The 12,808-nt window shown below is 57.0% G+C and carries 19 protein-coding genes; 5 read left to right on the top strand and 14 right to left on the bottom strand.

Annotated features, from left to right (window positions below; genetic code table 11):
* Positions 1–14 precede the first annotated feature (14 nt).
* Entirely contained in the window at positions 15–761 is a 747-nt protein-coding gene (gene ubiG / locus AC2FI9_RS18385) for a bifunctional 2-polyprenyl-6-hydroxyphenol methylase/3-demethylubiquinol 3-O-methyltransferase UbiG (protein WP_496769658.1), read from the top strand.
* A 72-nt stretch (positions 762–833) separates the two neighbouring features.
* On the opposite strand, the gene AC2FI9_RS18380 is transcribed toward ubiG, so the two are convergent.
* The 5 genes from AC2FI9_RS18380 to AC2FI9_RS18360 all read right to left on the bottom strand — a co-directional run bounded on the left by AC2FI9_RS18380 (position 834) and on the right by AC2FI9_RS18360 (position 3,926).
* Complete coding sequence (locus tag AC2FI9_RS18380) at positions 834–1,235, bottom strand: hypothetical protein (RefSeq protein ID WP_496769656.1); 402 nt, start codon at positions 1,233–1,235, stop codon at positions 834–836.
* Between the two features lie 382 nt (positions 1,236–1,617).
* Positions 1,618–2,058, bottom strand: a complete 441-nt coding sequence (locus AC2FI9_RS18375; RefSeq protein ID WP_496726678.1) for a MarR family winged helix-turn-helix transcriptional regulator — start codon at positions 2,056–2,058, stop codon at positions 1,618–1,620.
* Between the two features lie 14 nt (positions 2,059–2,072).
* A complete protein-coding gene (locus tag AC2FI9_RS18370) occupies positions 2,073–2,903 on the bottom strand; it encodes a carbon-nitrogen hydrolase family protein (protein ID WP_496769652.1) in 831 nt (276 codons plus the stop codon).
* A complete protein-coding gene (grxC, locus tag AC2FI9_RS18365; RefSeq protein WP_108861637.1) occupies positions 2,903–3,160 on the bottom strand; it encodes a glutaredoxin 3 in 258 nt (85 codons plus the stop codon). Before grxC ends, AC2FI9_RS18370 begins: the two co-directional genes overlap by 1 nt.
* A gap of 37 nt (positions 3,161–3,197) precedes the next feature.
* A complete protein-coding gene (locus tag AC2FI9_RS18360; protein WP_496769650.1) occupies positions 3,198–3,926 on the bottom strand; it encodes a ComF family protein in 729 nt (242 codons plus the stop codon).
* 16 nt (positions 3,927–3,942) lie between these two features.
* Between AC2FI9_RS18360 and AC2FI9_RS18355 the strand changes: the two genes are divergently transcribed.
* Positions 3,943–4,773, top strand: a complete 831-nt coding sequence (locus AC2FI9_RS18355; RefSeq protein WP_496769648.1) for a methyltransferase domain-containing protein — start codon at positions 3,943–3,945, stop codon at positions 4,771–4,773.
* A 57-nt stretch (positions 4,774–4,830) separates the two neighbouring features.
* Entirely contained in the window at positions 4,831–5,880 is a 1,050-nt protein-coding gene (gene hemH, locus AC2FI9_RS18350) for a ferrochelatase (protein ID WP_496769646.1), read from the top strand.
* Between the two features lie 76 nt (positions 5,881–5,956).
* On the opposite strand, the gene AC2FI9_RS18345 is transcribed toward hemH, so the two are convergent.
* Both AC2FI9_RS18345 and AC2FI9_RS18340 read right to left on the bottom strand, forming a co-directional pair.
* Positions 5,957–6,139 (bottom strand): hypothetical protein, encoded by a 183-nt coding sequence (locus tag AC2FI9_RS18345; protein ID WP_496726682.1) that lies wholly within the window; start codon positions 6,137–6,139, stop codon positions 5,957–5,959.
* A 140-nt stretch (positions 6,140–6,279) separates the two neighbouring features.
* On the bottom strand, positions 6,280–6,879 hold the full coding sequence (locus AC2FI9_RS18340) for a L,D-transpeptidase (RefSeq protein ID WP_496736884.1): 600 nt from the start codon (positions 6,877–6,879) through the stop codon (positions 6,280–6,282).
* 169 nt (positions 6,880–7,048) lie between these two features.
* Between AC2FI9_RS18340 and dalA the strand changes: the two genes are divergently transcribed.
* Entirely contained in the window at positions 7,049–7,564 is a 516-nt protein-coding gene (gene dalA, locus AC2FI9_RS18335) for a divisome-associated lipoprotein DalA (protein ID WP_058276578.1), read from the top strand.
* Positions 7,565–7,625: 61 nt separating this feature from the next.
* Here the strand turns inward: dalA and AC2FI9_RS18330 are convergent, their stop codons facing one another.
* The 7 genes from AC2FI9_RS18330 to AC2FI9_RS18300 all read right to left on the bottom strand — a co-directional run bounded on the left by AC2FI9_RS18330 (position 7,626) and on the right by AC2FI9_RS18300 (position 12,409).
* A complete protein-coding gene (locus AC2FI9_RS18330; protein WP_058273066.1) occupies positions 7,626–8,090 on the bottom strand; it encodes a PTS sugar transporter subunit IIA in 465 nt (154 codons plus the stop codon).
* A gap of 60 nt (positions 8,091–8,150) precedes the next feature.
* Positions 8,151–8,714, bottom strand: a complete 564-nt coding sequence (gene hpf / locus AC2FI9_RS18325; RefSeq protein WP_058273067.1) for a ribosome hibernation-promoting factor, HPF/YfiA family — start codon at positions 8,712–8,714, stop codon at positions 8,151–8,153.
* 253 nt (positions 8,715–8,967) lie between these two features.
* Entirely contained in the window at positions 8,968–9,726 is a 759-nt protein-coding gene (lptB, locus tag AC2FI9_RS18320) for an LPS export ABC transporter ATP-binding protein (RefSeq protein WP_058272996.1), read from the bottom strand.
* Complete coding sequence (locus tag AC2FI9_RS18315; RefSeq protein WP_058272997.1) at positions 9,726–10,217, bottom strand: LptA/OstA family protein; 492 nt, start codon at positions 10,215–10,217, stop codon at positions 9,726–9,728. Before AC2FI9_RS18315 ends, lptB begins: the two co-directional genes overlap by 1 nt.
* A gap of 3 nt (positions 10,218–10,220) precedes the next feature.
* Positions 10,221–10,820 (bottom strand): LPS export ABC transporter periplasmic protein LptC, encoded by a 600-nt coding sequence (gene lptC / locus AC2FI9_RS18310; protein WP_058272998.1) that lies wholly within the window; start codon positions 10,818–10,820, stop codon positions 10,221–10,223.
* Between the two features lie 15 nt (positions 10,821–10,835).
* Positions 10,836–11,798 (bottom strand): KpsF/GutQ family sugar-phosphate isomerase, encoded by a 963-nt coding sequence (locus AC2FI9_RS18305; protein WP_496769643.1) that lies wholly within the window; start codon positions 11,796–11,798, stop codon positions 10,836–10,838.
* On the bottom strand, positions 11,795–12,409 hold the full coding sequence (locus AC2FI9_RS18300; RefSeq protein ID WP_496726685.1) for a ribonuclease D: 615 nt from the start codon (positions 12,407–12,409) through the stop codon (positions 11,795–11,797). The genes AC2FI9_RS18305 and AC2FI9_RS18300 overlap by 4 nt, the downstream gene beginning before the upstream one ends.
* 134 nt (positions 12,410–12,543) lie before the next feature.
* On the opposite strand from AC2FI9_RS18300, the gene AC2FI9_RS18295 reads away from it, so the two are divergent.
* On the top strand, positions 12,544–12,807 hold the full coding sequence (locus AC2FI9_RS18295; protein WP_496769641.1) for a metal-sensing transcriptional repressor: 264 nt from the start codon (positions 12,544–12,546) through the stop codon (positions 12,805–12,807).
* Position 12,808 lies beyond the last annotated feature (1 nt).

Raw genomic sequence — 12,808 nt, 5'->3', positions numbered from 1 at the left:
ATACGGAGACAGGAATGCAAGCGCATCCGAACACGGTTGACCCTTCTGAGATCGCAAAATTCGAAGCGATGGCCGCAGAATGGTGGGATCCTCACGGAAAATTCAAACCTTTGCACATGCTGAATCCCTGTCGGCTGGATTATATCACACAGCAGATCGCGGGCGAATTCGATCGCGATTTGAAGGCCGCAAAGCCGTTCGAGGGCCTGCGTTTGCTGGATATCGGCTGCGGCGGCGGGCTGCTGAGCGAACCGATGGCCCGCCTTGGGGCCGAAGTGGTCGGAGCGGATGCCGCCGAAGGCAACCTGCCCGTCGCGCGCATCCACGCGGAACAATCCGGGCTTGAGATCGACTACCGCCACACCACTGCCGAGGACATGGCCGCTGCAGGCGAACAGTTCGACGTGGTGCTGAACATGGAGGTGGTTGAGCATGTGGCCGACCCCCTTGGTTTTCTGACCGCATCGCAAGACTTGCTGAAACCCGGCGGTTTGCTGATCTGTTCCACGATCAACCGCAACCCGAAATCTTATGCGATGGCCATTTTCGGGGCCGAGGTCGTCATGCGCTGGCTGCCGCGCGGCACGCATGAGTGGAACAAGTTCATCACCCCGGATGAGTTGTTCGACCTGCTGCGTCAGGCTGGACTGGAACCGGTGGATCGCAAAGGGTTCGTATTCAACCCGATCCTGTGGAGCTGGTCGATCTCGGACCGAGATCTGAGCGTGAATTATGTGACGGCGAGTGTGAAACCGGGGTAGGATGGGTGCTTGCAGCCATTATTCCAACGACAATACAGACGCGATGGGTACAAGCACCCATCCTACGATTTCTTAAAACTCTAAACGGGTCAGTCCAAAAGCAGGGCCAAAACCAGCAGCTGTTAGCTCGCTGCCAAGTGCGTCACTAAGGAAAAAATACCTGAACATATTGGGATCAATCCAGACTGCTGGACCATTTACCGATCTGGTATCCGGCACAAGGCAATCAGCAAGTGAGGCATCAGGCTTAGGCTTAGGCTTAGGCTTAGGCTTAAACACCTCGCGCCCAGGCCACACATGCACAACATCGCTCTTTGCAATATCGATTGCATGACCTTGATTCTTGAAAATTAGAGCATATGCCACACAATCAGGCGGGGTCTCTGTATCATTACCAAAAAGTTGCGTTTTTTGCAGGCGTGCCTGGCCCAAATCATAGTGCTCAAAAATCTCCGCAACATCCGCACGTAACATTGGGTGCCCTGCACTGAACACCGGAAGTATAGTGCTCGGTGGTGCCTCGCTTAGGTTCCAATAGAGTTCATTCGGCACTGCTTCTGAGTCGACATGCTCGCCACGGGCATTCTTCTTATTTCCGTCACTATGTTTCTTAGCGATTTAGACATCTTCGTCGCGAAACTTGATCGAAGTGATCTTGTTTCACATTGGTACAGTGACAAAACCAATGCTGAGCTCATGTCTTTGGTAAACATCGCTAACCCAGATTGCGCCACTCGGTTTTGAAGTCTTCAGGTGAGATCGATTTTGTGGATCTTCGTTAGCGGAGGTTGGCGAAGTCACGTTCTCTGAAAGCACACTGGATTTCCGTCGCTTCCTAAACCAACGCATGACCTTCCTACTCCCCCTCCAACTGCAACCGCAAATCCCGCAGCACGGGCAGTGTGCTGCGGACACGCTCCAGCCCAAGCTCTCCGACCACGCGGTTGATCAGTGGGGCGATTGACGCAATCGCCTGATCGCGCGCTCTCCGGCCAGCCGGGCTGATCGCCACCATCTTGCGGCGGGCGTCGTCCCAGTCGGGGCGGATGTGGATGTATCCGGCCCATTCCAGCTTGGCCAAAGTGTTGGTCATCGCCCCTCGGGTCACGTGGAATGTGTCCGCCAGTTGGGCCGGGCTACGCTCATCCCCAACAAAAACCAGATGGTTCAGCACCGAGAAATGCGAAATCTCCATGCCCTTGGGCAACACCCGGCTAAGCCGGTTGCGCAACAGCTGATCGGCGGTCAGGATTTCGCTGAACAGCGTGACCGCAAGGGCATTGTGTTCGTCAGTCATGGTCCGGTTCTGGATCAGGGTCCGTCAAAGCGACGGGTGTGAGTAAGTGAGGGCACCCGTCGGCGCGCCTCAGACACAGAACTATCACGCAAATCGAAAATGTGAATGCCCGGATCGGTCCCTGCGTCGATGACGACCTCGCCCCAGGGGGCGACAACCATGCTGTGGCCATAGGTATAGCGTGTCTTGCCGCGGGTTTTAGGGTGTTCGCCAGTTTGTGCGGGGGCCAGAACCCAACAGCCGGTCTCAATCGCCCGGGCGCGCAGCAACGATTCCCAATGGGCCGCGCCTGTGACCGGCGAAAACGCGGCCGGAACCGTCAGGATTCGCGCCCCTGCTTGCGCCAGTGCCGCGTAGAGTGCGGGAAACCGGACGTCATAGCATACGGTCATGCCAACCTTGCCAAAATCGGTGTCGGCAATCACCGCCTTGTCGCCGGGGCGGTAATTTTTGGATTCGCGGAAGGTCTCGGTTTCGGTGACCTGCACGTCGAACATGTGTATCTTGTCGTACCGCGCCACGATCTGCCCCTGCGGGTCGATCATGAAGGACCGGTTGGCAAACCGACCGTCTGCATCATGGGTTTTGATCGCCAAAGACCCGATCAGCAGCCAGACACCCAGCGCAGCGGCCTTATCCCGCAGGCCGGCCAGCGATTGGTCATCTTCTTCGTGCTGCAAGACTTCGCGCTGCCGCGTGGTGCTGGTGGACACGCAATTCGTCACCTCGGGCGTCAGGATGAACCGCGCGCCTTGTTCCGCAGCCTCGGCCATCATGGCGCGCACCCTGTCCAGATTTTCGGCCGGATCATCCGACGAGGTGATTTGCAGCAGCGCGGTCTTCATCAAGCTGCGAGCAGGCGATCCAGCTTGCCCTGACGCTCCAACTCATACAGTTCGTCACAGCCGCCCACGTGCTGCGCACCGATAAAGATTTGTGGCACGGTTCGTTTGCCACCGGCGCGCTGGATCATCTCGGGCTTGCGCTTGGGGTGCATCAGCACGTCGACTTCCTTGAATTCGACGCCTTTCTGTTTCAGCAAGCGTTTGGCCGCGTGACAAAAGCCGCAGAGCGGCGAGGTGTAGATTTCTACCGGTTTCATATTCCGTACCTTCGCGTTTCGCATAATCTTGGGCGAATTAGGCATCCTTGGCAACGCGCGCTAGGGTCAACACGGAAATATGATTTGCTCCGGATGCAAGGCAGACACGCGCGCAAGCCGCCAGTGTTGCGCCGGACGTCATCACATCATCCACCAGCAGGATATCGCGGCCCCGCAAGCGGTCTTGCCGCTTTGGATGGGCGATGATCGCGCTTTTAAGGACTTCAGCCCGCTCTGCCGCTGTTTTGCCATCCAGAACAGGCGTCTTTCGGTGGCGAAGCAAAAGGTCCGGGCACACCTCAAGCCCTGCCTCTTTCCCAAGGTGCTGCGCCAGTAGGGCGGACTGGTTGTACCGGCGTTTCAACAACCGGGACCAGTGTAAAGGCACCGGCGCAAGCAGCATCCCTTCGCGGAACATCTCTTGCCCGGCCCGCGCCAGCCAGCGTGCGGCGGGGCGCGCCAGTTCGGGCCTGTCACCATGTTTCAAGGCCAGCACCAGCGACCGCGCTTTGCCATCGTACAAAAGGGCCGAACGCCCATCTTGCCAGGGGCGCGGCGCAGCCAAGCAATCGTCGCACTCAATCCGGTGACCGTCTGAAACCCCCGGTAACGGCACCCCGCAGCTTTCGCAAACAACTCCACCGATAAAGAGCGTCTCGCGCCAGCAGGGCCCACACAGCCCGAAATCCGATTCGGTCAGGTCCCCGCATCCCAGACAGCGCGGCGGATAGATCAGCGCGACAGCGGTTTGAATCCGGTGCCACATGCGATAATTGCGCCCTATGAAACTGCCTGAGTCCAATACACCCTCTTTGTTTGATCGCCAGGTCCTTACCCAGCACCGCGCCCGCGCGAAGGATGAGGCCCTGTTCCTGCATCGTGCCGCTGTGGACGAAGTGCAGGATCGGCTCTCCATGGTTAACAAAACCTTTACGGCCCCGGCGATCGTGACGCCATTTGCTCATATCTGGCAGGACGTGCTGCCCGGGACGCGGATCGTTGCGGATGATGAGGTTCTGGATCTGACCCCCGGTGCGCATGATTTGGTCATCCACGCCATGGCGCTGCATTGGGCCAATGATCCTGTTGGGCAACTGATCCAATGTCGCCGTGCTCTGCGCCCCGACGGGTTGCTGTTGGTTGTGTGTCTGGGCGGTGAAACACTGCACGAGCTGCGCGCCGCACTGGGACAGGCCGAAATCGAAGTGACCGGAGGCCTCAGCCCCCGTATCGTCCCGATGGCCGAGCTGCGCGATCTTGGCGGGTTGCTGCAACGGGCGGGGTTTGCGCTGCCGGTCGCCGACACCGCGCGCCTGACGGCGGAATACCGCGACATACTGCACCTGATGCATGACCTGCGCGCCATGGGTGAGACCAACAGCCTGTCCGGGCGCATGAAACAACCCACCAAGCGACAGGTTTTTACGCGCGCACAGCAGGTCTATGCCGACAACTTCTCAACGCCCGGGGGGCGGTTGGCCGCCACCTATGAATTGATCTGCCTGACCGGCTGGTCTCCCGATGACAGCCAACAGAAACCATTGCGCCCCGGATCAGCCAAAGCCCGGCTTGCGGATGCGCTGGGCACAAAAGAAGGTAAACTGTCCAATTGACGACCGGGCTTTTCCGGTTATCTCAGGCCAGTACAGAGAAATCTCAGGAAGCAACAGATGTTTGACGCCACTCGCCCCGATCATGCCGCCGCAGACCATCCAAAGGTCAAAATGGGCCGCGTCGGCATTCTGCTGGCCAATCTCGGTACGCCGGATGACTACAGCTATTGGCCGATGCGCCGGTATCTGAATGAGTTTTTGTCGGACCAGCGCGTAATCGACTATCCCAAGTGGAAGTGGCAGCCGATTCTGCAAGGCATCATCCTGTCCAAGCGCCCGTTCAGCTCGGGTGAGGCCTACAAGTCGATCTGGAACCACGACAAGGGCGAAAGCCCGCTTATGACGATCACCAAGGACCAGACAGCCAAGTTGCGAGACGCAATGCAGGAACGTTATGGCGATCAGGTGATGGTCGATTTCTGCATGCGCTATGGTAACCCTTCGACCAAATCCAAAGTGCGTGAGATGGTTGCCGCAGGCTGCGACCGCATCCTATTCTTCCCGCTCTACCCGCAATATGCGGGCGCGACGACTGCAACAGCCAATGATCAGTTCTTCCGCGCGCTGATGGACGAAGCCTGGCAACCTGCGTCTCGCACCGTTTCAGCCTACTTCGACGAGCCTGCTTATATCGACGCTTTGGCCGGGTCAGTGGAAAAAGCCTATTCCGCGCTGGAGACCAAACCGGATATCTTGGTTTGTTCTTATCACGGCATGCCAGAGCGCTATTTGCAGCAGGGCGACCCCTATCATTGCCAATGCGCGAAAACGAGCCGATTGCTGAAGGAACGGCTGGGCTGGTCGGACGATCAGCTGGTCTCAACCTTCCAATCGCGATTCGGTCCCGAGGAATGGCTGAAACCCTATACCGTGGATCACGTGGCTGATCTGGCGCGGCAGGGAAAGAAGAACATCGCCGTGATAGCGCCCGCGTTTTCCGCCGATTGCATCGAGACGCTTGAAGAGATCAACGAAGAGATCAAGGAAAGCTTTGAAGAGGCTGGCGGTCAGACCTTTACCTATATCCCCTGCCTCAATGACGATGATTCGCACATTGGCGCACTGGGCAAGGTAATCGAAGACAATCTAAAGGGCTGGCTCGACTGACCGATTCCCACCAAATAAATATGAAAAAAGGCGGTGGATCACTCCACCGCCTTTTCTCTAGATTTAGCTCGTCAAATTAGCTTGCTGCAACAGCTGCGGCAACTACGACCAGCAGGACCAGCGGCAGGATGATACCCTGCGACGAACCCTGAGTTTCCTCTACAACAACCGGTGCTTCAACAACCGGCTCTTCCAGGTTACCGGCATAAGCGGTCGAAGCAGCAGCAGTAAATGCAGCGGCGAGAACGAGTTTTTTCATATTAACCTCCAGAGTTTGCACGGCTCCATCAATCGGATCCGCACACCTAAGACTTACCTCGTGGTTTTTTTCTAATCAGCTATATGGCTGGAATGCAATTGCAACTTGAGCCACAAGCGGGTTCGTGCGCGAAAATGTCGTCATATTAGCAACACTTGCGTGCCGACCTTCGCCATCGAGAACAGTTCAGCGATATCTTCGTTGAACAGGCCGATGCATCCGTTCGACGACCGGCGACCGATTTTGCGCGTGTCATGCGTTCCGTGAATCCGGTAGTATTTCCAACTCAGGTATAAAGCATGTGTTCCCAATGGGTTATCAGGGCCCGGTGGAATATGGTCCGGCCATTCGGGATTTCGTTTCTTCATAGAAGGTGTCGGCGACCAACTGGGACCCTCAACTTTGCGGATGACGCTGGTGCGGCCCCGGCGGGTCAATTCTTCGGTCAGCGGAACGGATGAGGGGTAGAGTTTGTATACAGATTGATCATCTGACCAATAATGCAGCGCTCGGGACACCGTATCGACCAGAATGGCCCCATTTCTCGTATTCGAGAAATAAGGCTGCCAATCCAGGGCGCGGAACCCCGAGACATTGCGACGCACGTCTGGCTCGGCCTCGGGGGCTGGGCGCAGTGGGTCACCAGGAACGTACTGGGCAATCGCCGGCGATGCCAACAAGGCCGAAGCGCCGGCCAGAAATGCTCGGCGGCTAGATGAATGAATGGGTTTCTTGACCATAGTGACCGGTCCTTTGCGAAAGTTGTCCTGAAATTTTCACGTATTTTATTGCCAGAATGCGTCAATCGCAAATCAAACCGGCAGAAACATGCAAGAATCAGCCATTGCAGGTTTGCCGAAGGCTGCATGGCGCGCTATGCCGTATGTCGACACAATAATCAGGTCGATCATGACGCGTATTATCACATTACTGTTTCTTTGCTTTGTTGCGCTGGCTGCATGTACCCCAAGCAGCACCCCAACTTACGGATCGGATGGCCGTCCACTGCCGTCGGTCTACAAAATCCGCGGCAACCCCGAAAAGCTCCAGTTCCGTATGCTGGATTCGGTAAATGCCTTGCGCCAGGCTCAGGGTTTACAGGCGGTGCAGCTGAACTCGCAGCTGAATGCCGCGGCCGCGACCCACTCTAAGGACATGGCGCGCCAGAACCGCCCATGGCACTTCGGTTCGGACGGATCGTCGCCCATAGATCGCGCGCAACGCGTTGGTTATTACGGAACTTTCCTGGGTGAGGCGATTTCGGAAACCTATGAGACCGAAACCGAAACCTTGGCCGCCTGGATGCAGGAACCTGGCCCCCGAGCCGTGATCATGGACCCGAAAGCCTCACAAATGGGCTTTTCTTGGCATCAGGAAAGTGGCGGGAAAATCTGGTGGACGCTGGAAATGGGAGCAGGCGGGTAACCAAAAGCCGCCTCGAAGAAAAAAGCCCCCACCTTTCGGGGGCTTTTTTATTTCAGCAAGGTCAGGCGGCCTGCATGGACTGCGCTTCGGTCAGAATCGCGTAAAGCTTGACCGGATCAGGGTTGGCCCGCAGCTTTGTGCAAACAGACGTATCACGCAGTGTACGTGACACCAGCGCAAGCGCCTTAAGGTGATCGACACCCGCCTCTTCCGGCGCAAACAGTGCAAAAGCGATGTCCACCGGCTGCCGGTCGACCGATCCAAAATCAATCGGTTTTTCAAGCATTACAAACACACCCGAAACAGAGTCCAGATCTGTCAGCCGAGCGTGTGGCAAGGCGACACCGTGTCCAACCCCGGTCGGTCCAAGGCTTTCGCGCTCCAACAAGCAATCGACGACAGTCTGCGCATCCAGATGCAAAGTTCCGGCGGCAACATCTCCAATTTCCTGAAACAACCGCTTCTTACTAGAAGCGGCGGACAACACACGTACTGCTTCGGGCTTTAATATGCTCGAAAGCTCCATCATCACGCTCCACGGCGGGGCCCCTGCAATTGCAGGGGCGTGCCTTGCTAGTCTTGCCTGTTACGGATCAATCCAGCCGATATTACCATCTTCGCGACGGTACACGACATTCAATCCGTCCTTGTTTTCGTTCCGGAACACCAACACCGGCGCACCGGCAAGTTCCATCTGCATGACCGCCTCTCCAACACTCAGCGATGGGATCTTGGTTTCCATCTCAGCCACGATCATGGGCTGCAGAGTATCGGGCTCGTCAGCCGTCTCCGATTCGTCAGAGGCGAGGATATAAGACGACGCTCCGAAGAGTTCAACAGGCTCGGACCGATCCTTGTGGTGGTCTTTCAGTCGGCGCTTATAACGGCGCAGTTGCGTTTCCATCTTGTCGCAGCATCCCTCAAACGCCGCGTAAATCTCGGTTGCGTGTGCCTTGGCCTGAGCGGTCAGACCAGTGGAAAGATGCACTGTGGTTTCGCATACATATTCATGCGCTGAACGGGAAAAGACGACGTTGGCATCTGTCGGACGTTGGGCATATTTGCCCACGACCTCGCCCAGTTCGGTCTGCACATGAGTCTGCAGGGCCGCACCGATGTCGATCTGTTTTCCGCTGATTTGGTAACGCATGTGATCTCCTTCACAATTCACACCCATTTCTGACGTCACGTAATGCGACGCGCTTGTTTTTATCGGGTGGGGGACATCGGCAAATCCTGCGGTAACCGCACCGGCCCCCCTTCCAGGAAGGGACGTCGTGATCCAGTCGGGAACCGAAGAAATGCCATAGTCCAATTGAGGCAAGAGACGGCGGGAGAGTCAATCAAAACAGGCGTGTATATACGTGATTTCCGCCATGCGCCTGGCGAAAATCTGCGCAAGCTTATGAAATACGGAAGTTTTCGCCCAGGTAGACCCGGCGCACGTTTTCGTTTTCCACCACTTCGTCGGGTGTGCCGGACATCAGGACCTGACCGTCATGCAGGATGTAGGCACGATCCACGATCTCTAGTGTTTCGCGCACGTTGTGATCGGTGATCAACACGCCGATTCCACGCTTTTTCAGGTCCGCAACCAGATGGCGAATATCCCCGACGCTGATCGGGTCGACACCTGCAAAGGGTTCATCCAACAACAGATATTTCGGGTCTGCTGCCAAACAGCGCGCGATCTCGACCCTGCGGCGTTCACCGCCCGACAAGGCCAGCGCGGGTGCGCGGCGCAGGTGTTCGATCGAGAAATCGGACAACAGTTCTTCCAGCCGCTCCTTTCGGCGGTGAGCATGGTTGACGGTAATATCCAGAACGGCGGCGATATTGTCCTCGACACTCATGCCACGGAAAATCGACATCTCTTGCGGCAGATATCCGATCCCAAGTCGCGCACGGCGATACATAGGCAGCGTTGTGACAACCTGACCGTCAATCGTAACAGTGCCGGCCTCAGGAAACACAAGTCCCGCGACCGAGTAGAATGTGGTGGTCTTGCCTGACCCGTTCGGACCCAACAGCGCCACCACCTCGGATCGACCCAAGGTCATGGAAACGTCGCGTATCACCGTCTTTTTTCGGTACGACTTGCGAAGTTTTTCGATTTTCAGGCCAGACGCGCCTTCGGCTACCGTCAGGTTTGGCTGAGCCATCAGTTGGCCCCCTGCTGCAGGATGGTCTTCACGTTGCCGGTCATCGTCGCTTTGCCGGTGGTCAGGTTGGCGTTCATCTGGTCGCCGCTGATCGTGCTTGGACCCTGCAACAGTAGAACGTTGCCCTTCATGACGATCTCACCTGAATCGATGGTGTATTCCGCCCAGTCGCCTTCGGCCGCATCCGGAGGGCTGACCAGAATCACATCTTCGGTCGCTTCCATCCGTTCGATGCCTGAACGGTCTTCGTTATAAATGACTAGCACGCGTTCCGCCGTCAGGCGCATTTCGCCCTGAATGACGATCACGTTCCCCAGAAACTCGGCCGAGCCGTCTTCCTGATTTACGTTCAGCTTTTCCGAGGTTACCTCGACCGGCAGGCTTGGGTCGGCATTGGCCGAACCGAAAGCAACCTGAGTTTCCTGCGCTGTCGCAGAGATCGCACCAGTTACCAGAGCAGCGCTTACAAGGGCTAATCGAAAATAGAACACAGGTTATCTTTCTGCTTTTTGAGGCTCATACACCAACTTCACGCCATCTGTAAAAATAATATGGACCGGTCCATCTTTTTTTTCAGTCCCAAAAGTCATTCTGCCCGCAGTAAAATCACCAATAATACCGGTTCCGTCGACCTGACCGGGCGTGTCGCCCTGAATTTCGTCCAGCGCGGTGTTCAACAGATCCGTTGTGACGACGATGCCGTCCGTTGTTGTTATAACCACATCCCCGACAAAGGTAGCCGTATTCTTGTCCGGACGGATCATGCCAGAGTTGGAATCCAAAGTGATCACGCCGCCATTCAGCAGGCCAAAACGACCCCGAAACTCGGCCGCTGTTGGCGCTTCGCCCTCAGTACCCTGCGTTGCCCGGCTTGCCTCGATTTGAACGTCTTCACCCTTGCGGGTTGTTCCTTGGTAGTTGGGCTGCGTCACCACCTGATCCGCCAAACGTTCATCGATATCCTGCTGGTTGAAGGGCACGGACACATTGGTTTCGATGCTGCGCGACAGTAGGAACACGGTCGACAGCATAGCGATAGCCACCAGTGGCAGCACCACCTTGAAGAACTGTACCCTGCGTGAGTGTCCGTCCACCGCACTACCCTCCGCTTAGCCCAATCCGACGCGCAGGCAGTCGTGGATATGCAACAGCCCCTCGGCTGGGCCCTGTGTCTCGGGGTCTACCACGAACAGCGAAGTGATCTTGCGGTCGTTCATGATCGCCACCGCCTCTTCCGCCATTGCATTCGGGGAAATGGTCAGCGGATTGGTGGTCATGACCTCTTTGGTGGTCTTGTCCAGAAGGCCGTCCATATTCCGGCGCAAATCGCCGTCAGTCACGATGCCAATCAGGCGGCCCGTCTCATCCGTCACGCCGACAACGCCAAAGCTTTTCTGGCTCATGACCAGCAGCGCCTCGCTCATTGGGGTACCCTCAGACACAACTGGCAGATCGGCGTGCATCAAATCCCGCACCTTTGAAAGCTGCGCGCCCAGCTTGCCGCCGGGGTGGAAGGCGCGGAAGTCCTCGGGCTTGAAATCACGGTACTTCATCAACGCAATGGCCAGCGCGTCCCCCATCGCCAAGGTCAAAGTGGTCGAGATCGAGGGCACCATGCCAAAACCGCAAGCCTCGCCCAGCGACGGGATCAGCAGATGCACATCCGCCTGCGTCATTAGCGTGCTTTCCGGTTTGCTGGACAAGCCGATCAACGGAATGCCAAAGCGGCGGGTAAAGGCCAGCAGATTGACCAGTTCCGGCGCTTCGCCCGAGTTTGAGATGGCCAGAACCACATCGCCTTTCGACACCATGCCCAGATCGCCATGGCTGGCCTCGGCAGGGTGTACGAAATAGGCCGGCGTGCCGGTGCTGGCCAGCGTGGCGGCAATCTTGTGGCCAATATGACCCGATTTGCCGATACCGCTGATGATGATGCGGCCCGGAGCATGCAGGATCATCTGCACAGCATCAGCAAAATCTTCATTCAGGCTTTCGGCCAGCACGTCCAACGCGCGGGCTTCGTCGGTGATGACCTGACGTGCGGTTCTCAGGAATGCTTCGGTATCGGTCATGAGTGCGCAAAAATATCCGTTTCGGGCCAACCGGCGAGGTCCAGTTTCGCACGCATCGGCAGGAATTCAAAACAGGCCTGCGCCATTTCGGTGCGGCCTTCGCGGGCCAAGCGCCCGTCCAACGCCTCGCGCAGCTGATGCAGGTACAGTACGTCCGAAGCCGCATAATCCAGCTGCGCATTTGTCAGGGCTTCGGCGCCCCAGTCGCTCATTTGTTGCTGTTTGGAGATATCGACACCGATCAACTCCTGACACAGGTTCTTCAGCCCGTGGCGATCCGTATAGGTTCGCACCAACCGGCTGGCGATCTTGGTGCAATAGACCGGAGCCGCCAGCGCGCCAAACGCGTGGTACATCGCAGCGATATCGAAACGCCCAAAGTGGAACAGTTTCAGCACGTCGGGGTTTTCCAGCATCGCACACAGGTTCGGGGCCTCGGTCTGCCCCTTTTCGACCTGGACGATGTGGCTGTTTCCGTCGCCGCCTGACATCTGGATCACGCACAGCCGGTCCCGATGCGGATTCAGACCCATGGTCTCGCAGTCGATGGCCACAACAGGGCCCATATCCAACCCGTCCGGCAGGTCGTTTTTGTAAAGATGATTTGCCACGGGGCTTGTCCTTTGTCCGGTATCGTCCCCGAGATAGGAGGTTTGGTCGCTAAACTCAACGCCATCCATAACAGTGCGGCAGGGACCCGTACGATACGTTGACCATATCCCTATGGGGGGGATAGGGTTATTACATGACACAGCACAAACACGAGTCGCACCCGCAGATCCATGCGCGTTTGAAACGGGCGCACGGACATTTGGCCAGGGTCATATCCATGCTCGAAGATCAAGAGCCCTGCACCGACATCGCACAGCAGCTTTTTGCGGTTGAAAAGGCGATTACCAACGCCAAACGGGCCTTGATCCACGATCATATTGATCATTGCCTGTCACCAACCACCGCAGCCAAAGACCCGGACGTGGAAGACTTCAAAACCATCACAAAGTACCTCTGAC

The sequence above is a fragment of the Ruegeria sp. CDSA246 genome (genome assembly GCF_059611225.1).
Note: the sequence above shows the minus strand (reverse complement) of the source record. Positions and strands in the feature narration are given on the sequence as shown.